Consider the following 22,794-nt stretch of genomic DNA (forward strand, 5'->3'; position numbering starts at 1 on the left):
GGGCGGGCCCGCCACGCCCGCTCGCTAGACCGCCTGGCCCAGCGCGTCCGCCGGGACCTTCGGAGCGTGCGGGTAGACGGCGGACCGGTGCTGGAAGGACAGGATCTTCGGATTCTGGACGACGCCGTCACGGATCTCGATGGCCTTGCCGACCGTGATGTCGGCGTCCCATGCGGTGGGGCCGCTCATGACCTTGCGCAGGTAGGGAAGGAGCGCCTCGCTGATCTCCCAGGTGGCGGAGTTCCACAGGTGGGACGGGCTGTGATCCACCGCGTAGTAATGGCAGCCCGCTCCCACGGTGGGCATGGGATCGCCGAAGGTGGTCGGGCGGGCCCAGCCGAAGCCCATGCCCTCGTCGCAGGCGACGTCGATGAAGAACGTGCCCGGCCGGAACAGGGCGAGCTCCTCCTCGGTGACGAACATCAGCGGCGCGTCGGTGTCCTGGAGGACGCAGTTGACGATGATGTCGAACCCGGCCAGGTACTCCGCCAGCGGCACGGGCCCGGCCGGAGTGGAGGCCTGCAGGCCCGACGTGGTGCCCGGCCGCTCCTCGAAGTGGCTCATCACGACCGAGGGCATCGGTGAGGCCACCGCCGCGGCGGCGCGCTGCGTGAGCACCGTGACGTCGGAGACCCCCATGGCGCCCAGGCCCGTGACCGCTCCCCGCGCCGTGGCACCGAAACTGATGACCGCCGCGCGCAGACGGCGTCCGTAGCTGCCGGTCAGCCCGCCGAGCTGGAGGGCGTGCAGCACCGAGCAGTAGCCCGCGAGCTCGTTGTTCTTGTGGAACACATGGACGCTGAAGGCGCCCGTGGAGGTCCAGTGGTTCATGGCCTCCCAGGCGATCAGCGTCAGCCGCCGGTCGATGCCGATCTGCGTCATCTTCTCGTCCTGCACGCAGTGCGGCCATCCCCACAGCACCTGGCCCTCGCGCAGCTCGGCGATGTCCTCGTGCAGGGGCTTGGGCAGCAGCATTATGTCGCACTCGGCGATGAGTTCCTCGCGGGAGCGCAGTCCGGCCACGAGAGGCCGCAGCGCGTCGTCGGCGACGCCGAACCGTTGGCCGTAGCCGTGTTCGAGGAAGATCTTCTCGCGGACGTCCGGGGCGATCCGGTCGAGGTGGCGAGGGTGCAGGGGCAGGCGGAACTCGTTCTCCTTGCGGGAGGAGGCGAGCACTCCGAGACTCATCAGGCTCATGTGGGGCGGCTCTTTTCCTGCCGGACGCGATGCGCTCCGGCCTTGCCGTTCCCCGAGGGCGACGCCGCGATGGATGGCGACGTGCGAGGTGCGCTCGGTAAGGCAACCGTACTCCGGTCCCGGACGCCGCCCGCCCGTCGCTGATCCGGGCCCGGCGGGCGGCGGAGAACCGATGACCTCCGGGGCCGTTCCTAGGCGCCGTCCGCCCACGCGCGCAGGGCGGCCTTGCTGCCGAAGTCCGCGACGTTCCGGTCCACGGGCTCGGAGGTGTACTGGTGGAAGCGCCACTTCGCCTGGATGCGGGGTTCGCCCGCGGTCACGTAGTCGGCGATCCACAGACCGTCACCGGCGTACGAGGTGGTGTCGATGTTCAGCCAGAAGTTCCGGTTCGTGTAGAGCACCACACGGTTGTCCGGGCGGAGCTCCTTCACCTTGCGGATGAAACGGTCCTTCTCCGCGTTGCTCGCGTGGGTGCCCTCGCCGGTGGTCTCCCAGTCGACGGCGAGCAGGTCGCCCGCCCTCTCGGGGGCCTTGCTCACGAAGTAGGAGGCCTGGGCGGTGATGTTGCCGGGCCACAGGAAGTGGTACAGGCCCACGACGCAGTCCGCGTCGCGGGCGGTCCTCACCTGCGCGGTGAGTTTCGGATTGACGTACGAGCGGCCCTCCGTCGCCTTGACGAAGACGAAGGAGAGGCCGGCGGTGCCGTACGTGGACGACTGGTAGGCGCTGACGTCGATGCCTCGCAGCATGGGTGGAGCCTCCGTGCATGGGGGGAGGGGGACGAGCCGCGCGAGGCGGTCCCCGGGTGTCGGTGGCGAACAACTGCCGCTGTCCGGGGGGACGGCCGGAGGGGGGCGGCCGCCGTTGTCACGGGGACAGTCCGTACGGGACAACTGTCTTTGGAGGTACCCCACTTCGAACCCTCCACGCTCGCACGCGTGACCGACGCACCCCCACCGGCCCCCGGGGGCCGGGGTGTTCGTCCGCCGCTGCGCCCGGGAACCGGACCCGGGCACCCGCCGGCGGGAATCAGGGCCGAAGAAAATACAGCACGCGCCCACGGGGCGACACAGGCGGAAGTACCAGCCGCGAAAAAACGGGCAGGGACCATCGTCCTATAGCCCGTGGACCCCGTCAGCCGTCACATTGGAGGCCACGGCGAGAAAACGTTCAAAGGTCATGACGGGAGTGATCGTGTCCGCGCAGATAGCCATTGATCCCGGCCGCTTCAGCCAATTCGGTGAGGCCACCGGAAGCACCTTCTGTCTGATCACGAATTCCGAGCTGGTGGACCGGATCGAAGTCGTCGAGACGGCGCCGTACCGGGAATTCCTCACCATCACGATGGATTCCGGAGACCGGTTCGAGGAGATTCTCGAAAAGAGGATCCCGGAACCCGCGCACATACTCGTGGTCTCGCCCCACAGGTTCTTCGAGTCACCGGACCCCGATCTGGTCGGGCAGCGGAAGATCATGGGCATGGCGTGCAATTCGACGCCGACCACCCTCGACGAGATCCGGCACTTCCTCGGGGTGATGGAACGGACCTCGGCGGCCGAGCAGGCGGCGTTCTGCGACACCTTCTTCGAACTCGCCGAGGACTCCGAGCAGCTCGTGTACGTCGACCCCGTGCACGGCACCCGCGCCACCCTCGACCATCTGCGCGAGGGCCTCGTGTGGAACCAGCAGGCCGGCCCGCTGGACTGGGGCGACCAGCAGATCGTCCCGTCCGGCGAGATCAGTGTGCTGCCCGTCGAGATCAGGGAGTTCGACGAGGCGCTGAAGCTGCCGCTGGAGGGCGAGATCACGCTGCGCGGCTACCCGATCCTGCACAACGGCACCCCCTCCTTCTCCCGGACCGACCAGGCCCGCATCCACTCCCAGCTCTGGGCGATGCACGACAACGCGATCAAGGCCACCGTCGAGGACGGCAGGATCACCCGCCTTCGGGCACTGGACGCGGGAGCGGCGCCGGCCGTGGCGATGCTGGAGCAGATGTTCGCGGTGGACTCCCGGTACCGGATCGTCTGGGAGATCGGCCACGCGCTCAACACCTCGCACGACATCCTGCCCGGAAACCACGCCATGAACGAGGTGTACGGCGGTACGGAAGGCTGTCTGCACTTCGGTCTGGGACTCACTCCGTACACCCAGTACCACCTGGACATCATCTCTCCCGACACCCGCGTGCTGACCAGCAATGGAGTCGCGGTGATCGGCCACCCGGACCACCCCACCGTGGAGAGGGTCGCGCCCCTCGCCTAGAGGGTCGTGACCGCCCGGACGGGGTGAATGCAAGGAAATCAACCCAACAGGAGGTGACTCCCCATGAAGAAGATCAAGGTGCAGAAGAACCGCAACTACCTGGGCACGCTGCTGGGCTGAGTACCGACCCGCGGCGGGGTATCCATGATGCCCCGTCGCGGGGTTCCCCTTTTTCCTTACCAGGGAGTTCCCCGTGCCACCGCTTGAACTCACGACGAGCGACTTCGACCAGTTCGGCCGGCCGGCCGGGACATTCTGTCTGATCACGAGCGAACAGTACGGCGAGCTCTTCTCCCTGGATTCCGGGGGCGGATATTCCCGCGTGCTCCGGCTGACGCTTCCTTCCGGCACACGCCTGGGCGAGCTGATCGAGCGGAGCGTCCCCGAGGACGCGCGGGTGCTGGCGGTCTGCCCCGGGCAGTTCCTCGACTCGCCGACCCCGCGGGAACTGGGCGGGCGGAGACTGGCCGTGCTGCCGGCCGGGTCCACGCCGCTGACCGGCGAACAGATCGGCTCCCTCCTGCGCACCGCCGCCCGTACCGACGTCACCCAGCACGCCCGGGCGGCCGAGGAGTTCTTCGACCGGGTGGGCGACAGCGACCGGCTGACGATCGTCGACGACGTCTCCGGCACCGAGGCCGAGTTCGACCACACCGTCGGCGACTGCGTCTGGAACCAGCAGGCGGGTGTCCTGGAGGAGGGCGACCAGCAGATCTTCCCTTCGGGCAAGCTGAGCGTCACCGCCGCCGAGATCACCACCTTCGAACCGGAAGCGCGGCTGCTCGGTCTCCACGGAGACCTGACCCTGCGCGGCTGGCCGATCGTCCACCGCCACCGGGACCCGGCCGACGGCGCCGACCAGCAGCGGCTGTTCGAAGCGCTCTCGCCGCTCGTCTCCAGCCCCGTCACGCTGCGGGTCGCCGCCGGAAGCATCGAGAGCGTCACCCCGCAGACGCCGGGGGCGACCTCGGCCGCCGTGGCGCTGGAGAAGCTGCTCACCGACGATCCGCGCTACCGCGTCATCTGGGAACTCGGCTTCGGGATCAACACCAGCACGCAGATCATCCCGGCGAACTGCGGCCCGAACGAGGTGTACGGCGCCACCGGCGGTGTCGTGAACCTCGGACTGGGGATCACGCCGGCCACGCGCTTCGCCCTGGCCTTCCTCTGCCCCCGCAGCTCACTGGTGACATCGGACGGCACCGCCGTCCTCGGCGCCCGCAAAGCGGTACGCCGCGGCCGGATGCAGCGCGTCTCCAGCGCGAGTTGCGGCTGCCACTGACCCCAAGGAGGGAAGCACGCCATGACGATCAACACCGAACTCCGCAAGAAGGTCGACGCGGTCCTCGACACCTTCATCAAGGACTTCTACGAGACGGTCCCCTACGCCCAGCACCAGAAGAGCGCCTCCGACCTGAACCTCGACTACTACAAGCGGCACAACATCGAGACGATCCTGCGGCTGCGCCGCAAGCGCACCGTCGACGCGCTGGCCATCAAGTACTTCACCAAGGTCGACCCGGTCCAGGCCAAGGCGTGGGCGCACTACACCGACGACGAGATGCTGCACGACCGGCTGTTCGCCGCCGACCTCGCCAAGGTCGGCGTCACCAAGGACCAGATCTACTCCACGGAACCCCTGCTCTCCACCAAACTGCTCACCGGATACCTCCAGTTCGGCATGGAGTTCGAGGACAGCCCCATGGCGCTGATCACCAGCGTGTACTTCGTGGAGTACGTCACCACGCGCACCCAGCCCGACTGGCTGGACAACCTGGGCGACGTCCTCGGCGAGGAGAACGTCAAGGGCGCCCGCGCCCACGTCAACACGGATCTCGACGACGACCACGACGACTTCGTGTGGCGTGTGCTGTCCACGCTGGTCCACTCGGAGGCCGACGAGCGCAAGGTCGTCGAGCACCTCCACAACGTCTACTGGCTGTGGAAGCTCTACTTCGTGGAACTGCACCAGCTCACCGTGCTCGGCAAGAGCGACGCCCAGATCCCGCTGCCCACCGCGTCCGAGGTCTGAGCGGGGGCGGCGGTGGGCGACGACGAACGGGCCACGCGGCCCGGCGGGCGACCCGGGGTCGAGGTACTGGCCCTGGCGCCCGGCCGGGAGCTGCCGACCGAGACCGAGAAATGGATCGTGGACGGTCTGGTCCTCGCGATGCCGGGACTCCACACCCGGCAGCTCTTCACCCTCCGCCGCGAGATGCTGACCGACGCCGACCACGTCGTCGTGGGGGTGGACCGCGAACGCGACCGGGTCGTCTCGCTGCTCACCTCCCGCTGGGCCGAGATCCCGTCGGGGCGGCCCTGTCTGCACATCATGATCCAGTTCGTGGGGGACGCGTACCGGGGCGGCACGGTCTTCAAGGAGAGCTGGGCGCTGCACTTCGCCCGGCTGCTCGCCGAGGGCGGTCCGTTCCCCGAGGTGATCGCGCTCAAGACGTACAACCCGGTGGTGCACTGCGCGATGGCGGCGTTCAGCGGCCATCCGGACATCAGCATGTACCCGGACCTCGCGGGCAAGGACGACAGCCAGGAGGCCCTGGCGGCCGAGGTGGCCGCGGCGCTCGCCCCCCGGGCCGCGTTCGACCCGGCGCGCGGGGTCGTCCGGGGCATCGGCCGTCCGCTCGACCTCTACCGGGAACGGCCGCTGAGCCATGTGCCCGAGGCCAACCGGTACTTCGCCGAGCACACCGAGCCGGGGGACCGGGTGCTGTGCCTGCTGCACGTGCCCACGCGGGCGGGGGCGCACGCGATCCTCACGGCCCTGGGGGTGCGGTTGCCCTCCGGGCGGAGCTGAGCCCCGCCGGCGGGCCGGGCCCGTGCCCCCGGGCGCGGCCCGGGCCGGGGCACCGCTTCGGGAAGTCCAGGCAGGTCAGGCACTCCAGGAACGCGAGGCAGGCATGGCGGACACATTTCCCCTCGACTACTCCCGGGCCCGCGCGGGCTTCCTGGGAGCCGCCGAGGAGGCGGGCGCGCGGCTGAGGACCTTCACCCTGCCGGGGCATCTCGGGCCCGACGGCGGCGAACTCTGTGTGGACACCGCCTATCTGGGGCCGCCGGATCCGGCGAAGCTCCTGGTGACGGTGTCCGGGACCCATGGCATCGAGGGGTTCTGCGGCTCGGCCTGCCAGACCGGCATCCTGCTGGGCGAAGGCGTCGCGAAGGCCGCCGCGGGACCCGGCACCGGCGTCCTGCTCGTCCATTCCCTCAACCCCTACGGCTTCGCCTACCTGAGGCGCGTCAACGAGGACAACGTCGACCTCAACCGGAACTTCGTCGACCACGGCGCCCCGCCGCACAACGACGCCTACGACGCCGTGCACGGCACGCTGGTGCCGGCGGACGCCACCGCCTTCGTGCCCGGCGAACTGGTCGCGGACCTCACCGCGCTCCGCGACCGGCTCGGTCCGCGGCGTCTCCAGGAGGCCGTGACCCACGGCCAGTACCGCCACCCCGACGGGCTGTTCTACGGCGGACGGACCCCGGCCTGGTCCCGGCGGGTGTTCGAGACGGTGGTGGCCGAGCAGATCGCCGGCGCCGGCCACGTCGGCTACATCGACCTGCACACCGGACTGGGCGAGCGCGGGGTCGGCGAGCCCATCTTCCGCGGCGGCCGTGACGCGGACGCGCACCAGCGGGCCCGCCGGTGGTACGGCGACGCCCTCACCGCCTCCGAGGAGGGCACGTCCTCCTCCACGCCGATCGTGGGCAACACGGCGACCGCGGTGGCCGACGGCCTCGGTGCCGCCGGCCGGCTGACCGCGATCACCCTGGAGTTCGGCACCCGGCCGGGCCCCGAGGTGCTGCTGGCGCTGTGCGCCGACGCCTGGCTCCACCGGCACCGTCCGCCGGCCGACGCGGTCCGCTCCGACCTCAAGGGACTGATCCGGGACGCCTTCTGCCCGGCGGAGGACGCCCGTTGGCGCGAGCAGGTCCTCCAGCGGGCGCGCGAGGTCTTCGACCAGGCCCTCACCGGCCTCGCCGACGCCAAGCCGGGCGAGCCCGGCTGACCCGGCACCCGTCGAAGGCCGGTCCGGCCGGTTCCGACCCGGCCGGAACCGTGCCCGCCGATGCCGTGGACAACCGCCCCGAGGCGGTCGCCCACGGCATCCGTCGTCCCGGAAGCCCCCGCCCCCGCCGAACCGCGCCGGGAACGGGGGCACGCGCCCGCGCCGGCGGGCCGGGCGTGCACCCGTGCCCTGCGGCCGGGTGCGTACCCGCGCCGGGCGCCCGGGGCTGGGTGTGTACCCGGGCCGGCCCGGATTGCGGCGTCCGCTTCAGATGGCCTTGCGGCCGATCGCGAGCACGGCCGTTCTCGGCACGGTGCACGTCCAGGAGCGGGCGGAGGTGTCGTACGTGACCGAGAACGTCTCCAGGGACCCGTCCTCGCGCCGGTCGCGGAAGACCGTCTTGGCCCGCTCGACGGTGTGGCGAGCTGCGTCCGCCGGGTGTCTCCGCTCGATCCCGGCGAGGCCGTACATGTCCAGCAGATAGCGTCCCAGCTCCAGTTCGGCCTCCCGGGCCGTGACCGCGGTCGCCACATAGGGATCGGCCATCGCGGTCACCTCACCCGACGCGAAGCCCGCCTTCGTCAGGTAGCCCCACATCTCCTCCCGGGTGAAGTGATCGAAGGCGTGGCCGGTCCGCGAGTACGGGTCGACCACGTCCCGGAACCAGGTGTCCATCGGGGACCCGACGAGGAAGTCGTGGAGCAGCAGGACGCCCCCGGGCCGCAGCACCCGGTACGCCTCGTGGACGAGTTCGGCGCGGTCGTCGGCGGCGATGTGGTGCGACCCGTAGGCGACGAGGACCGCGTCGACACTGCCGTCGCGCATGAGCAGCCGGTCGGCGCGCTGCACCAGCGCCGGACAGTCCTCCGTCCAGGCGGCGCGCACCATGTAGGGCGAGGCGTCGCACGTCAGCACGGACAGGCCGGTCAGGCCCCGGGCGTGCGCGACCCTGCGGACCAGGCCGTCGCCGCCGAGCACGTCCACGACGACGGCGGGCCGGCCGTCGGTCCGGGCCGGCACCAGGGAGAGCAGGTGCTGGATGCCCTGGGCGCGCGCGGTGAGGTTGCGGGCCTGCGCGCGGATGTAGGAGGAGCCTCTGCCGCCGGCCCCGTCCTCGCCGAAGTCGTCCCTGAAGTCGCCGGTCCCGGCCAGGCGGGCCCAGGCCAGGGCCCGTGCCGGGTCGACGCACGCGTGCAGATCGGGCGCGGCCGCACCGAGCCGGTTCAGGTGATCCGCCATGTCCGCCTCGCCGAACGTGACCTGGCATCCCGTCAGTTCGGTCACGGCCGGACTCCCGCGGACTCCAGGAAGAGCGCGAGGGCGAGCGCCATGCGTTCGATCTCCCCGGGGTCCACGCTCTCGTCGGGCGCGTGGATGAGGCACTGGGGCTCCTCGACGCCGATCAGCGCGATCTCCGCGTCCGGGAACGTCTCCCGCAGCGCGTCGCAGGTGGGGATCGAGCCGCCCTGCCCCGCCGTCGTCAGTTCCCGTCCGAACGCCTCCCGCATCGCCTCGGCCAGCGCCGCGTAGGCCGGGCCGTCGGTGCCGGCCCGGAAGGGGCGGCTGGAGGACAGCCGGACGGTCTCCACCTCGACGTCCCAGGGGGCCGCCTGCGCCAGGTGCGCCCTGAGCGCCTCCCAGGCGGCGTCCGGTTCGGTTCCGTAAGGGATGCGCAGGTTGAGCTTGGCGGTGACCTCGCCGAGCACGGCGGGCGCCGAACCGACCACCGGCGGGCAGTCGATGCCGACGACGGTCAGGGCGGGCCTGGCCCACAGCATGTCCGCCACGCTGCCGTCGCCCACCAGACGGACGCCGTCGCGCACCCCGATGTCCTGGCGGTAGCGCTCGGCGGGATACTCCGCGCCCTGCCAGCGCCCGCTGTTGTCGAGGCCGTTCACGGTGGTGTTGCCGTCGGCGTCGTGCAGGGTGGCGAGCATCGCGATCAGCGCGTTGAGCGGGTCGGGGGCGGGGCCGCCGAAGGAGCCCGAGTGCACCGGCCCGGCCAGTGAGCGGACGCTGACGGTGGCGTGCACGACGCCCCGCAGGTCGGTGGTGGCGGTGGGCACCCCCGCCTCGGAGTTGCCGGTGTCGCACACCAGCACGGTGTCGGCGTACAGGAGCTTGGGATTCTCGCGGATCAGGGTGGAGAGTCCGCCGGTGCTCTGCTCCTCGGCGCCCTCCGAGATGACCTTGATGCCGACGCCGAGGCGGGTCAGGTCGCCGAGCGCCCGCAGCGCGGTGAGCTGCATGACGATGTTGCCCTTGCAGTCGGCTGCCCCGCGCCCGTACCAGCGGCCGTCGGCGCGCTCGGTCAGGGTCCAGACCGGAGTGGTCCAGGCGGGCTCGTCGAGCGGCGGCTGGACGTCGTAGTGGCTGTAGAGGAGGACGGTGGGGAAGCCGGGGGCGGCCGGCAGATGGCCGAACACCGCCTTGCTGCCGTCCGGAGTGTCCAGCAGCCGCATGTCGGGGACGCCCGCCCCGGTGAACAGCCGCGCGACCAGGCCGGCGGCACTCTCGCACTCCTCCACCGGATACTGCCGGGGGTCGGCGACGGACCGGTGCGCGACCAGGTCCCGCAGGTCCTCCTGAGCCCGGTCCATCAGTTCGCGCACCTGTGCGCGCAACGTTTCGGGCGGCATGCGGTCTCCTTCTCGGTCGGTGTTCGGGTGTGTTCCGGGTCGTCGTGCACGACCGCCCCGGGCGCGCTGACCCGGGCGGGCGGGGCCGCTCAGCCGGACGGGGACGGCGTGCCGTCCGGCGCGGGTTCGTCCGCGGTCCGGCGCCGGTCCACGGCGTCGGCGAGCGAGCGGCGCACCACGCGGGTGCCCGCCCCGTAGCCGATCCCCACGAGGGCCAGCACCAGCCAGAACAGCGACAGCGCGCCGTGGCCGGCGGCCAGGTCGAAGCCGCCGCCGACGAAGCCGCCCAGCATGCCGCCGACGCCCCAGGCCATCGTGGAGTAGCCCAGATACAGGCCGGTCCTGCCCTCGGTCGCGAGGCCCGCGACGACCGCGTCGACTACGCCGCAGAACAGCGACTCGCCGATCGAGGTGACGATGACGGCGGCGACGACCGGGCTGATCCCGTCGACCGAGCACAGCAGCCAGCCGCCGCCGAGCAGGACTCCGGACGCCGCGAACAGGTCGAGGCGGCCGATCGTGGAGCGCTTCTCGATACGTGAGCCGAGCAGCCACACGGTCAGCATCACCACGACGGCGTTGCCCGCGGTGAGCGGGCCGACCAGGTCGGAGGAGAGCTTCTGGTGGACGACGGTCAACGGCAGGGCGACCCGGTACTGGGTGATGAGGAACCAGCCGCCGACCGCGAGCGAGCAGAAGATCATCAACGAGCGGTCGCGCAACGCCTCGGCCATGGCGGCGGGCCTGATGGGCGCCGCGTTCGTGGCGTGCAGCCCGCGCAGCAGCACCGCGGAGGTCACGGCGAACCCCAGGTGCAGCGCGGCCGCGATGAGGAACCCGGCCTTCATCGCGCCGGCCGCCATCAGCGCGGTGCCGATCAGCGGGCCGATCAGGGCGGCCCCGTTGATGGACACGTAGTAGCGGCTGAGGTTGGCCGCGACCCCGCCGGACTTGCTGGAGGCCAGGACGCTGCGGGCGCCGTTGTTGTTCAGGGAGCCGCCGATGCCGAGCAGGGCGACGGCCGCTGCCCAGACGGCGAAGCTGCCGCCCGCCAGGGTGAACACGACGTACGCGCCCGCCTCGACGGCGAGCCCCAGGGTCAGGATCCGGGCGGCGCCGAAGCGGTCGCTGACCCAGCCGGACGGGATGCCGAGCCCGCGCCGGGTGAATTCCATGACGGCGAAGAGCAGACCGGTCTGGAAGCTGCTCAGTCCCTCGTCCCTGGTCAGGTGCACCGCGAGGAACGGCACGACCATGAAGAAGCCGATGTTGGTGGTGAAACGGCCGAGGATGACGATGTACGCCGGACCCCGCCCCGCGAGGAACCGGCCGGGCCGGGTGCCCGGAGTGTGCTCGGCCCGCGGCGCGGCGTTCCCGGCGAGCGTCACCCCGTCTCCCTTCTCGGGGGTCACCGCGCCTCCGCCTCGTCGGTGCGGACGACGATCCGGGCGGCCGCCGCGTCGGCCGCGTCGGCGGCGGCCTTGGGGTCGGGGCCCGCGGCGACGACATGCCCGGACCGGTTCCAGGAGTCGCCGAGCGGTGCCAGGTCCGTGCCCACCGAGGGGAGTTCGCCGACGCGGATGACGCCGTCCATGGCCAGGGCCCCGGCCACACCCGTCACCTCGGTGACCCGGCCGGGCCGGGGGGTGAGATACCGGATCGAGGCGCCGCCCGCGTGGCCCGTGGCCGGCCCCGGCAGGACGCCGTGGGCGAGGGCGAGGACGGCGCCCTGAAGCATGTCGATGCCGGTGACGTGGTGGACCAGCTCCCAGATCTGGTCGCCGCCCTGCCGGGCGTTGATCTCGATGACGGTGGCGCGCTCGCCGTCCTCGGCGAGCATCACCTCGGTGTGGCAGGGGCCCCAGGCGTAGCCGACGGCGTCCAGGGCGTTCAGAACCGCGTCGACGATCGTCCGGTGCCGGTCGGGCGGCAGCTGTGCGGGCAGGTCGTGGCCGGTCTCCACGAAGTACGGAGCGCCCGAGGTGTGCTTCCGGGTGACCGCGAGGACCTGGTGACGCCCGGCGGCCGACAGCGACTCGACGCTGAACTCCTCGCCGGTGAGGAACTCCTCGGCCAGCACGGTGGACGCGGACGCGCCCTGCGGCCAGGCGAAACCGGTCCGGGCGCCGCTGGTCCAGGCCCAGGCCCCGGCCAGTTCCGCTTCCGTGCGCACGAGATGGACGCCCGTTCCGCCGTTGCCCTCGACCGGTTTGAGGATCACCCCGGCCGGACACGCGCGGAGCAGGGCGCGGGCCTCCTCGACGGTGGAGCACACCCGGTGGGCCACCGTGCCCAGCCCGGAGTCCCGCAGATGCGCGCGCATGGCGGCCTTGTCCTGGGTCAGGGCGAGCGTGGCGGGCGAGTTGCCGCGCGCGCCCAGCGCCTCGGCCACCGCGCTCGCCGGGCGCAGCGAGAGCTCGGTGAGCCCGAGCACCGCGTCCACGGGACGCCGGGTGTGCACCTCGCGGGCGACGGCGAGCAGAGCCTGCGGGTCGGTGAAGTCGGCGTCGACCACCGCGAGGGCGAGTGCGGCCTCCAGTTCCCGGTCCCCGCCGGGGCGGTGGACCACGGTGAGGGCGACCGGCAGGCCGACGAACTTGCCGAGGATGTCGTGGCGGGGGCAGATGAGCAGGAGATGCGGTACGTGGGCACCGAACGGCTGGCCCGGCATGTCAGGCGGTCCCTCCTTCGCCGGCCGCGTCCCGGGCACGGGCCGCGTTCCACGCCCGTTCCAGCTCACGGATGCGGGCCGAGTCCTTCTCGATGGCGTCCCAGTCGTCGGCACCCTGGATGACCCAGCCCAGGCTGGTGGTCACGTCGTTGGTGAGCGGCATGTCCCGGCCCTCGGGCGGGATCGACAGGGAGTGTGTGGTGGGCAGGTCGGCGATCGCTTGAAGGATCTCCATGTTCCGCACCGGGCCGGCCAGGTCCGAGCAGAGCCAGAGGGTGCGGACCTCTTTGACGAGTTCGAACGACGGTACGAACTCTCCGTCGAGGACGTGCCGTACGGTGCGCTCGATCTGGTTGTCGCCGGTGGCCAGGGAGCCGGAGATCATCATGCAGCTGCCGGAGTAGCGGGCGGCCAGCTCCACCAGACGGGGACCGTCCGGCGTCATGATCGCTTCCGCGTGGGTGGAGCCGTTGCGGATGCCGACGGCGTCGGCGGCGCGCATCACGTAGGGGGCGAGGACCGCCACGTCGGGGTGGTCGGGGGCCAGGAAGTCGGCGACGTCGTAGATGCCGATGCGGGGGCCCCGGTCGTGCTTGGCGTAGACACAGGTGTCGACCAGGCCGTGCCGCCCGTCCACCGAGTACAGGTCGACGATGTACTCGGGTCCCTCCAGGAACTCCTGCACGACGACGGTGTCGTTGCGCAGTTCGAACCCGTTGACCTGGCCGAGGATGTGGTGGAAGTGGCCGAGCCACTCGCCGCCGGCGGGCACGAGGTGCACGTTGTCGGTGCCGGCGCTGTGCGGCGGCTTCAGGACGATGGGCCGGCCGGTCAGCCCGTTGGCCTCGATCCAGGCGGCGGCCTCGGCGGGGTCGGCGGTCGACAGGGTGCGCGGCCCGGGCACTCCGGCGTCTTCCAGGGCGCGTGCCATGTCCCCTTTGTGGCGCTGGCATTTGGCGCTGCCGGGAACGTTCTGGAACCGCGGCATGACGCGTTCGACGAGCCGGGCGGCGAATTCGACACCGCTCTCGTTGCCGGTGACGACGGCCACCGGGTCGTAGGATTCGACAAGCTTTACGATGGCCTCGAAGTCGCCGTCGTAATAATGCACGGCTTCGAAGTCGTCGGGGTACCAGATGTTCTTCTTGACGAATTTCGCCAGTGGCTGTGGGGTGCTCATGACGGTGACCGGCGTCACGCCCCGGGCCCGGAAGGCGCTGGCGAAGCCCCGGTCGTCCCCGTCCCTGATGTGGTAGCCGTCTACGACGATCACGTACCGCCGCCCAGTGGACTTCATGCCCCAACTCTGCTGGCCGGGACGCTTCCGGCGACAGTGGCGGAACTGACACGCAACCACGATTTCCTGCCAGCGGGCGGCCCTGGGGTGAACAGGGGTCCCGACGGGTACCGGGGACGGAGCTGGGGTGTTGATCCGGTGGCTTCCGAAATGCGCCAGTGGTAGTGATTGAGCCGTTTCTGTCATAGGGCAAGGGACCTATGGCGGGACCCAGGCCGACTGGCTACTGTGGCCCACGCCTGGTCGAAATTCAGCGTGAAGGTGACGTCGATTCGCCGAGTCGGCCGAGACGTCCGGGTGGGCGTCGCCGTTCGTCATGTCATTTTCTCGGTCGAATTCCGAGGCAAGTCGATGAAGGCGGGGACGGACTGTGGAATCGCTCGGGTGGGGCGGCCGGATGCCGGAGCATGAACGATTAGTCACCTGGCAGGCTCCACCACTGAAATTCGGTGTCGGCGCCACCGGGGAGCTCGGACACGAACTGCGCAGGGCCGGCGTCGCGTCGGTACTGCTGGTCACCGATCCCGTCCTGGCGGGCCTGGGCCTGCCCGCCCGTGTGGCCAAGCAGATCGAGCAGGAGGGGATCGCGGTCACGCTGTTCGACCGGGCCCGGGTGGAACCCACCGACGAGAGCGTCACCGAGGCGGCCCGTGAGCTGGAATCCCTCCGGGTGGACGGCTACGTCGGTCTCGGCGGCGGCAGCTCCATCGACACCGCCAAGATGCTGAACCTGCTGCTCAGCCACCCCGGACGCCCGGTACGCGACTACCTGAACGCCCCGATCGGCGCCGGAGCCCCGGTTCCCGGTCCGCTGAAACCCCTGGTGGCCGTGCCCACCACGGCCGGCAGCGGCAGCGAGTGCACCGCCATGGTCGCCCTCGGCGTCACGGACCTGAACGTGAAGACGGGTATCAGCGACCTGCGGCTGATGCCGACCCTGGCGCTCGTCGACCCGTCGAACACCCTGACGCTGCCCCCGGCCGTCACCGCCTCCTCCGGCTACGACGTCCTGACGCACGCCTGCGAGTCGTACACCGCCCGGGCCTACGACCGGCGGCCCCCGTACCCCACGCCCGCGGACCGGCCGCTGTACATCGGCGCCAACCCGATCAGCGACGTGTGGGCGGAACAGGCACTGGAACTGGTCGGCCGCTGTCTGCGGCGTGCCGTGCTCAACTCCGACGACCTGGAGGCCCGTACGGGCATGAGCCGGGCGGCGAGCTTCGCGGGAATGGGATTCGGCAACGCGGGAACCCACATCCCGCACGCCTGCGCCTACCCCGTGGCGGGGCTGGTGCGCGACTACCGGCCGGACGGCTACGAGGTCGACCACGCCATGGTGCCGCACGGGGCGGCCGTCGTCTCCACCGCGGCCGCGGCCTTCGAGTTCACCTACCCGACCTCACCCGAACGTCATCTGCGCGCGGCCGAGTTGCTCGGCGCCAACCTCAACGGGGTGACGGAGGCGAACGGTTCGGACGTGCTTCCGGCCACGCTGCTGAGCATCGTGGCGGACACCGGAGGACCCACCGGGCTGCGGGAGTTCGGCTACTCCGCGAAGGACCTCCCCGCACTCGTCGAGGGCGCGCTCAAGCAGCAGCGGCTGCTGGTGTGCTGCCCGCGTGACGTCGCCGCACGTGATCTGGAGAGGGTCATCGCCGGTTCGATGACCCTCTGACCCACCGCAGAAGCGCGCCCCCACGCCAAGGAGCTGGATGCACCCGTGAGTGATGCATCGATACCGGAACACCCGGCCGTCATCGCGGGGAAGCAGGTTCCCACGGACCGGTGGATCGACGTCCTCGATCCCTCGGACGCCGGCATCGTCGCGCGCGTCGCCCGCTGCGGCCCGGCCGAGGTCGAAGCGGCCGTGGAGGCGGCCCGGCACACCCACGAGACGGTGTGGCGGTTCACCACGCCGGTGGAGCGCTCCCGGGTCTGCCACCGCATCGCCGAGGTCCTGCGCGCGAGGCGCGAGGAACTCGCCGCGCTGGAGACGCTCGACACCGGCAAGCCGCTGCGCCAGTCGCTGGCCGACGCCGACATCGCCGCCCGCTACTTCGACTTCTACGCCAACGCCGTGGAGGGACTCGGCGGCGAGACCATCCAGCACCAGCCGGACCGGCCGGCCTTCACCCTGCGCGAGCCCTACGGAGTGTGCGGGCACATCATCCCCTGGAACTACCCGCTCCAGATCGCGGCCAGGACCCTGGCGCCCGCCCTCGTGACCGGAAACTGCTGTGTCCTCAAACCTGCCGAGGACGCGCCGCTGACCTCTCTGCGGCTGGCCGCCATCGTCGAGGAGGCGGGACTCCCCGCCGGTGCCCTGAACGTCGTGCCGGGCCTCGGTCCCGAGGCGGGCGCCGCGCTCGCCGCCCATCCCGGCCTGGACCGCCTGGCCTTCACCGGCTCGCGGGAGGTCGGCGAGGCCGTGATGGCCGCGGCGGCGCGCACCATCGTGCCGGTCACCCTGGAGCTCGGCGGGAAGTCCCCGCACCTCGTGTTTCCCGACTTCGACGCCGCCCGCGCGGTGCCGCAGATCGTGGAGTCGATCACCGAGCACGCGGGGCAGAACTGCTCGGCCGGCAGCCGGCTGCTCGTCCACCGGTCCGTTCACGACGACCTGGTGGACGCGCTCGTCGAACGGTTCCGCGCCCTGACCATCGGGCCGGGAGCGGCCGATCCCGACATGGGACCGCTCATCTCCGCGAAACAGCGCGCCCGGGTGCTCGGTCATCTGGCCGAGGGCCGGCGTGACGCCGTTCTGCGCACGGGCGGTGGTGTCCCCGCAGGGGAGACGTACGCCGGGGGCTTCTACGTGGAGCCCACCATCCTCGATCACGTCACCCCGGAACACCGGGTGTTCAACGAGGAGATATTCGGACCGGTGCTGTGCGTATCGGTCTTCGACTCGCCGGAGGAGGCGGTCGCCCTCGCGGAACACACCACGTACGGGCTGGCCGCCGGGGTGTGGACGTCCGACGTGACCCGTGCCCACTGGCTCGCCCAGCGGCTCCGGGTGGGGCAGGTGTTCGTGAACAACTACAGCGCGGCCGGGGGAGTCGAGCTGCCGTTCGGCGGCTATCGGCGCTCGGGAATCGGAGTGGAGAAGGGACTGGAGGCGCTGCGTGAATACACGCGGTGCAAGACGGTGGCGATCCACGCGCGGCTTCCTTCCTGACTCGGTGCCCCGGTTTTCCGCACGTCCTCGGCCCTACGGAGAAGAGCGGTTCGGTCAATTCACCTCGGTGGAGGGAGTTCATCTGATGTCGCCTGTTGTGCGCGGGTCGGTCGAGGAACTGAGGACTCGGCAGTGCTGCGCGGTCTGCGGGGCACCGGCCCAGCCCGTGACGGCCTTGGCGGAAGGCGTCGCCAAGGTGCACAAGGCCCTGGGCGAGGCCCAGGACGCCCTTGTGGCCCAGGAACAGCTGATCGAGGACCTGCGGGCCGACGGCCGTCGTACGGCCCTGCCCGCCCCGCCGCCCTCCGGGGAGGCGCTCGCGGCACGGCAGGCCCTCGCCGTGCTGACGGCCCGCGAGCGTCAGATTCTGGTGCTCATCTCCCAGGGGAATTCGAATCGGCGTGTGGCCAAGGCGCTCGGCATATCCGAGAAGACGGTGAAGAACCATCTGTCCGCGGTCTTCCTGAAGGTCGGCGCGTCCGATCGGACGCAAGCCGTCGTCATGGGTATCCGCAGCGGGATCGTGTCCATCGGCCAGCCCGTCGACGATGTGTCTCACCCATGAGTGCGGGTGTGTGAATCCCCACCGCCTTCCGGGTCCCTGCCGTGAGTATGAGGGCTGATCCGGCCACGCGACAGCGGAGGGACTGTCAGAACACCATGTATTACTGCCACATTGGAAAACATGCTGAAGAACGTAGCCGCGGTCCTGCTCGAGAACGTCCATCCCTTCGAACTGGGTGTCGTCTGTGAGGTATTCGGGATCGACCGCCGTGAAGAGGGGCTGCCCGCCTACGACTTCGCGCTCGTCGCCGCGGAATCCCCGTCGGTCCGGGCGGTGCCCGGATTCACCATCAGCACGCCCTACGGCCTCGACCGGCTGGAGGAGGCCGACCTCATCGCCATCCCGGTGGGCGACGACTTCCACACCCGGGAGTTCCCGCCCGCCCTGCTGGAGGCCCTGCGCCAGGCGGTGGCCCGGGGGGCCCGGGTGGTCAGCGTCTGCGTCGGCGCCTTCGTCCTGGGTGCCGCGGGGCTGCTCGACGGACGCCGCTGCACCACGCACTGGCGGTACGCCGAGGCGCTCGCCGAGCGCTGTCCCAAGGCCCGGGTCGAACCGGGAGTGCTGTACGTCGACGAGGACCCGATCCTCACCTCGGCCGGCACCTCCGCGGGGATCGACGCCTGCCTCCACCTCGTGCGCAAGCTCCAGGGCAGCGATGTCGCCAACGCCATCGCCCGGCGCATGGTGGTGCCCCCGCACCGCGAGGGCGGCCAGGCCCAGTACATCGAACGGCCGGTGGCGCAGTACGGGGAGGACGGGGTGCGCGAGGTGCTGACCTGGGCCGAGCGGAACCTGGACCAGGAGATCAGCGTCGAGCAGCTCTCCGCGCGGGCCTGCATGTCGCCGCGCACGTTCGCCCGCCGCTTCCGGGCGGAGACCGGGACCACGCCCTACCGGTGGCTGCTGGCCCAGCGGGTGCTGAGCGCCCAGCGGCTGCTGGAGAACACCGACGAGACGATGGAGGCCGTGGCGACCCGTACGGGATTCGCCAACGCGGCCGCCCTGCGCTACCAGTTCGTGCACTTCCTCAGCACCACTCCCAACGCGTACCGGCGGACCTTCCGGGGCCGATTACCGGACACGACCACGTACTGAGCCCCGGGCGGGGCGACAGGAGGACGGGAATGCTGCGCATCGCGGTAGTGGGTGCCACCGGAGCGGTGGGCCGTGAGTGCCTGGCCCTGCTCGACGGCGGGATCGTGCCCGTGGAACGGGTGGTCCCCGTGGGATCGGCGCGCAGCGTCGGCCGGGACCTGGGCGGTGAACTGGGACTGTCCCTGCCCCTGGCGGACATGGTCACCCTCGACGAGCTCGACCCCCGGGGCCTGGACGTCGCCGTCTTCTCCGCGGGCGCGGAGGTGAGCGCCCGGGAGGCGGAGCGGCTGGCGTCGGCCGGCGTACTGGTCGTCGACAACAGCTCGGCGTTCCGGATGCGGGCGGACGTCCCGCTCGTGGTGCCCCAGGTCAACCCAGGCGCGCTCGACGACCGTCCGGCGTCCAACCTCGTGGCCAACCCCAACTGCTCGACCATCCAACTGGTGCGCGCGCTGCACCCGGTGCACGAGCTGGCCGGTCTGGAGAGCGTCGTGGTGGCGACCTACCAGGCGGCGTCCGGCGGTGGTGTGCGCGGCCTCGCGGAACTGGCGGAGGGGTCCAGGGCCGTTCTCGACGACCCCCGTGCGCAGGGCGCCCCCGGCGGGCGGTTCGGGCAGCCGCTGCCCTTCAATCTCGTGCCCGAGATCGGGCTCCAGGACGAGGACGGGTTCACGCACGAGGAGCGCAAACTCGTCCGCGAGCCACGCAAGATCCTCGGTCTGCCGGATCTGCGGGTGAGCGCCACCGCGGTGCGGGTGCCGGTCTTCGACTGCCATTCCGAGGCCGTGCACCTTCGCTCGCGCGAGCCGGTCACGGCCGTGTCCGTCGAGGAGGCCCTGGCCGCGACGCCCGGCCTGCGGGTGTACCGCCGCGCGCACAGCCCCTCGTACCCCATGCCCCGTACGGTCTTCGCGCGCCCCGAGGACCGGGCACTGGTCCACGTCGGCCGCGTTCGCGTCGAGCCGGACGACCACCGGGCGGTGGCGTTCTGGGTGGTCGCCGACAACCTGTGGGTGGGGGCCGCGCTGAACGCGCTGCAGATCGTGGAACTGGCAGCGAAGAACGGGTGGCTGGGATGACCGTCCGCCCCGCGTCCGACGGCCGGCCGCTGGTGCTGAAGTTCGGCGGCTCCGCCTTCGCCGACCTCGACGGCTACCGCCGCGTGGCCCGGTACGCGGTGCGCCGCGGTGCCGAGGCGAAGCGCCCGCTGGTCGTCGTGGTGAGCGCGATGTCGGGTACGACGGGCAGACTCCAGCAGACCCTGGACGCCCTGTCCGCCGACCCGCCCGCCCGCGCCGCGGCGATGCTCCTGACCGCCGGGGAGACGGTGAGCGTCGCCCTGCTCGCGGCCGCGCTCGACGCCGAGGGGGTGCACGGGTGCCCGCTTCCGGCGGCGGCCACCGGGCTTCTCGCGGAGGGACCCGGCGACCGGGCGGAGCTGGTCTCGGCCAGTGCCGAGACGCTGTCCAGGGCGCTGGCCGACTGCCCGGTCGCGGTGGTCCCCGGCGGCCAGGCGGTCGACGCGGCCGGCCGGATCGTCATGCTGGGCCGCAACAGCTCGGATCTCTCCGCGGTGGCGACGGCCGCGACGCTGGGCGCGGACACCTGCGAGCTGTTCTCCGACGTGCCCGGTGTGTGCACCGCCGACCCCTACCTGGTGCCGGAGGCGCGCACCCTCTCCCGGATCAGCTACGAGGGAGTGCGCCGGATGTCCCGCCACGGCGCCAAGGTCGTCCACGAGGGCGCCGTGGACTGGGCGGAGCGGGCGGGGGTGCGGCTGCTGTGCCGGCCCTTTCCCTGGAGCGGGGGTCCGGAGGGCGGGACGGCCGTCGGGACGGGTCCGGCGGCGGCCGCGGTCGTCGTGCACAAGGACAGCGACGTGTGGTGCTTCCGGTCCGGCCGGGAACGCCGGTCGGTGGGGGGACGGCTGCGGTCCGAGGGCCTGACGGTCACGGAGTTCGACACCGGGACCGAGGTGTGTCTGGCGGTGCCGGCCGGGGCGCGCGGCGCGGCCCCGCACCTGCGGACCGCACGCCGCCTCGGCGGCCTCTGCCTGGTCACGACCCTGCGGGCGGACGGCAGGGCCGAACACACCCTGGTGCCGCGCGCGGAAGCCGCGGCCGAGGCCCGCAGGCGCCACGCGCTGCTGTACCCGCGGGCCGCGGGCGCCCGGGCACAGTCCGTCCCCCCGACCGCCAAGGCCCGTTCCGCGCACAGCGACGTCCTGGTCGGCCCGGCGCCCGTCGCGGAGACACCACGACCGGACTGACCGCGGCCGCCGCCCACCGCGCCGAGGCGGCGGCAGGCCCGCCCGGCGCCGCCGGCAGAGAAGCGGCGGCCGGCCGGACCGCTGGCAGCACCCGTCCGGCGCCCCCGCCGGGAAACCGCGGCGTGCCCGACCGCGGGCGGGACGACGCCCCGCCCGGCCGGCTGCTCAGCACTCGATGATGTTGACCGCCAGCCCGCCCCGGGCCGTCTCCTTGTACTTGACGCTCATGTCGGCGCCGGTCTCCTTCATGGTCTTGATGACCTTGTCGAGGGAGACCATGTGGGAGCCGTCGCCGCGCATGGCCATCCTGGCGGCCGTGACGGCCTTCACGGCGGCCATGCCGTTGCGCTCGATGCAGGGGATCTGGACCAGGCCGCCGACCGGGTCGCAGGTCAGGCCGAGGTTGTGCTCCATGCCGATCTCGGCGGCGTTCTCGACCTGCTCGGGGCTGCCGCCCAGCACCTCGGCGAGCGCGCCGGCCGCCATGGAGCACGCCGAGCCGACCTCGCCCTGGCAGCCGACCTCGGCGCCCGAGATGGAGGCGTTCTCCTTGAAGAGCATGCCGATCGCCCCGGCCGCGAGCAGGAACCGTACGACGCCCTCCTCGTCGGCGCCCGGCACGAAGTTGATGTAGTAGTGCAGCACCGCCGGGATGATGCCCGCCGCGCCGTTGGTGGGGGCGGTGACCACGCGTCCGCCCGCCGCGTTCTCCTCGTTGACCGCCATCGCGTAGAGGGTGATCCACTCCATCGCGTGGGCCAGCGGGTCGCCCTCGGCGCGCAGCTGGCGGGCCGAGTGGGCGGCGCGGCGGCGGACCCGGAGGCCGCCCGGCAGGATGCCCTCGCGGGCCATGCCGCGCGAGACGCAGGCCTGCATCACGCGCCAGATGCCGATGAGCCCTTCGCGGATCTCCTCCTCGGTGCGCCAGGCCCGCTCGTTCTCCAGCATCAGGGCGGAGATCGACAGACCGGTCTCCTTGGTGAGCCGCAGCAGCTCGTCACCCGTGCGGAACGGGTACTTCAGGACCGTGTCGTCGAGCTTGATGCGGTCCTCGCCGACGGCGTCCTCGTCGACGACGAACCCGCCGCCCACCGAGTAGTACGTCTTCTCCAGGACGAGCTCGCCCGAGGCGTCGTACGCGAAGATCGTCATGCCGTTGGCGTGGTACGGCAGGGCCTTGCGGCGGTGCAGGACCAGGTCGTCGTCGAAGGAGAAGCCGATCTCGTGCTCGCCGAGCAGGTTGAGCCGCCCCGAGGTCTTGATCTGCTCGACCCGCTCGTCGGCGCCCTCCACGTCCACCGTCCGGGGCGAGGAGCCCTCCAGGCCGAGCAGCACCGCCTTGGGGGTGCCGTGGCCGTGGCCGGTCGCGCCCAGGGAGCCGTACAGCTCGGCGCGTATCGAGGTGACCGGGGCCAGCAGGTCTTCGTTGCGCAGCCGCCGGGCGAACATGCGCGCGGCGCGCATCGGACCCACCGTGTGGGAGCTGGACGGGCCGATGCCGATCGAGAACAGGTCGAAGACCGATATGGCCACGGGAACTCCTTGCTGGTTTCGCCGGACGCCGTTGTCCGACGGAGGTGGTGCGGGACT

At 71.6% G+C, this 22,794-nt stretch carries 19 protein-coding genes; 11 read left to right on the forward strand and 8 right to left on the reverse strand.

The features are described from left to right. Positions 1–24: 24 nt before the first annotated feature. Together ACF07B_RS22130 and ACF07B_RS22135 are read right to left on the reverse strand one after the other, a co-directional pair. On the reverse strand, positions 25–1,197 hold the full coding sequence (locus ACF07B_RS22130) for a N(5)-(carboxyethyl)ornithine synthase (protein ID WP_392180221.1): 1,173 nt from the start codon (positions 1,195–1,197) through the stop codon (positions 25–27). 191 nt (positions 1,198–1,388) lie between these two features. Then, positions 1,389–1,946 carry a glycoside hydrolase family 25 protein gene (locus tag ACF07B_RS22135; protein ID WP_392180222.1) on the reverse strand — a complete coding sequence of 186 codons (558 nt, stop codon included), beginning with the start codon at positions 1,944–1,946 and terminating at the stop codon, positions 1,389–1,391. 430 nt (positions 1,947–2,376) lie between these two features. Between ACF07B_RS22135 and ACF07B_RS22140 the strand changes: the two genes are divergently transcribed. The 5 genes from ACF07B_RS22140 (at position 2,377) to ACF07B_RS22160 (ending at position 7,487) form a co-directional block, all read left to right on the forward strand. Then, positions 2,377–3,462: a hypothetical protein gene (locus ACF07B_RS22140; protein ID WP_369486280.1), complete on the forward strand. Its 1,086-nt coding sequence runs from the start codon at positions 2,377–2,379 to the stop codon at positions 3,460–3,462. A 193-nt stretch (positions 3,463–3,655) separates the two neighbouring features. After that, positions 3,656–4,744: a hypothetical protein gene (locus tag ACF07B_RS22145; RefSeq protein ID WP_392180223.1), complete on the forward strand. Its 1,089-nt coding sequence runs from the start codon at positions 3,656–3,658 to the stop codon at positions 4,742–4,744. Positions 4,745–4,765: 21 nt separating this feature from the next. After that, entirely contained in the window at positions 4,766–5,494 is a 729-nt protein-coding gene (locus tag ACF07B_RS22150) for a hypothetical protein (RefSeq protein ID WP_384233358.1), read from the forward strand. A 12-nt stretch (positions 5,495–5,506) separates the two neighbouring features. Further along, positions 5,507–6,274: a hypothetical protein gene (locus tag ACF07B_RS22155; protein ID WP_392180224.1), complete on the forward strand. Its 768-nt coding sequence runs from the start codon at positions 5,507–5,509 to the stop codon at positions 6,272–6,274. 103 nt (positions 6,275–6,377) lie between these two features. Further along, entirely contained in the window at positions 6,378–7,487 is a 1,110-nt protein-coding gene (locus tag ACF07B_RS22160) for a M14 family metallopeptidase (RefSeq protein ID WP_392180225.1), read from the forward strand. 267 nt (positions 7,488–7,754) lie between these two features. Here ACF07B_RS22160 and ACF07B_RS22165 read toward each other — a convergent pair whose 3' ends face one another. From ACF07B_RS22165 to ACF07B_RS22185, 5 genes are all read right to left on the reverse strand, one after another. Then, the gene (locus ACF07B_RS22165) at positions 7,755–8,771 is read right to left on the reverse strand and encodes a methyltransferase domain-containing protein (protein ID WP_392180226.1); all 1,017 of its coding nucleotides are present in this window, start codon (positions 8,769–8,771) and stop codon (positions 7,755–7,757) included. Beyond that, positions 8,768–10,126, reverse strand: coding sequence for a dipeptidase (locus ACF07B_RS22170; protein WP_392180227.1), 1,359 nt, complete (start codon positions 10,124–10,126; stop codon positions 8,768–8,770). The genes ACF07B_RS22165 and ACF07B_RS22170 overlap by 4 nt, the downstream gene beginning before the upstream one ends. An 89-nt stretch (positions 10,127–10,215) precedes the next feature. After that, complete coding sequence (locus ACF07B_RS22175) at positions 10,216–11,538, reverse strand: MFS transporter (RefSeq protein WP_392180228.1); 1,323 nt, start codon at positions 11,536–11,538, stop codon at positions 10,216–10,218. Continuing rightward, entirely contained in the window at positions 11,535–12,797 is a 1,263-nt protein-coding gene (locus ACF07B_RS22180; RefSeq protein ID WP_392180229.1) for an ATP-grasp domain-containing protein, read from the reverse strand. Before ACF07B_RS22180 ends, ACF07B_RS22175 begins: the two co-directional genes overlap by 4 nt. A gap of 1 nt (position 12,798) precedes the next feature. Then, positions 12,799–14,094 (reverse strand): ATP-grasp domain-containing protein, encoded by a 1,296-nt coding sequence (locus tag ACF07B_RS22185; protein WP_392180230.1) that lies wholly within the window; start codon positions 14,092–14,094, stop codon positions 12,799–12,801. A gap of 397 nt (positions 14,095–14,491) precedes the next feature. On the opposite strand from ACF07B_RS22185, the gene ACF07B_RS22190 reads away from it, so the two are divergent. The 6 genes from ACF07B_RS22190 (at position 14,492) to ACF07B_RS22215 (ending at position 21,204) form a co-directional block, all read left to right on the forward strand. After that, positions 14,492–15,772, forward strand: coding sequence for a hydroxyacid-oxoacid transhydrogenase (locus ACF07B_RS22190; RefSeq protein WP_392180231.1), 1,281 nt, complete (start codon positions 14,492–14,494; stop codon positions 15,770–15,772). A 45-nt stretch (positions 15,773–15,817) separates the two neighbouring features. Next, a complete protein-coding gene (locus ACF07B_RS22195) occupies positions 15,818–17,275 on the forward strand; it encodes an aldehyde dehydrogenase family protein (protein WP_392180232.1) in 1,458 nt (485 codons plus the stop codon). Positions 17,276–17,360: 85 nt separating this feature from the next. Further along, positions 17,361–17,840, forward strand: a complete 480-nt coding sequence (locus ACF07B_RS22200) for a response regulator transcription factor (RefSeq protein WP_369486154.1) — start codon at positions 17,361–17,363, stop codon at positions 17,838–17,840. Positions 17,841–17,960: 120 nt separating this feature from the next. Beyond that, positions 17,961–18,935: a helix-turn-helix domain-containing protein gene (locus tag ACF07B_RS22205; RefSeq protein WP_362391786.1), complete on the forward strand. Its 975-nt coding sequence runs from the start codon at positions 17,961–17,963 to the stop codon at positions 18,933–18,935. A 29-nt stretch (positions 18,936–18,964) separates the two neighbouring features. Continuing rightward, positions 18,965–20,014, forward strand: a complete 1,050-nt coding sequence (locus ACF07B_RS22210; RefSeq protein WP_392180233.1) for an aspartate-semialdehyde dehydrogenase — start codon at positions 18,965–18,967, stop codon at positions 20,012–20,014. Then, the gene (locus tag ACF07B_RS22215) at positions 20,011–21,204 is read left to right on the forward strand and encodes a hypothetical protein (protein WP_392180234.1); all 1,194 of its coding nucleotides are present in this window, start codon (positions 20,011–20,013) and stop codon (positions 21,202–21,204) included. Before ACF07B_RS22210 ends, ACF07B_RS22215 begins: the two co-directional genes overlap by 4 nt. 165 nt (positions 21,205–21,369) lie before the next feature. On the opposite strand, the gene ACF07B_RS22220 is transcribed toward ACF07B_RS22215, so the two are convergent. Beyond that, positions 21,370–22,737, reverse strand: a complete 1,368-nt coding sequence (locus ACF07B_RS22220; RefSeq protein WP_392180235.1) for an L-serine ammonia-lyase — start codon at positions 22,735–22,737, stop codon at positions 21,370–21,372. Between the last annotated feature and the right edge of the window lie 57 nt (positions 22,738–22,794).

It is taken from the genome of Streptomyces sp. NPDC015532, assembly GCF_043078065.1.
Lineage (GTDB): Bacteria > Actinomycetota > Actinomycetes > Streptomycetales > Streptomycetaceae > Streptomyces.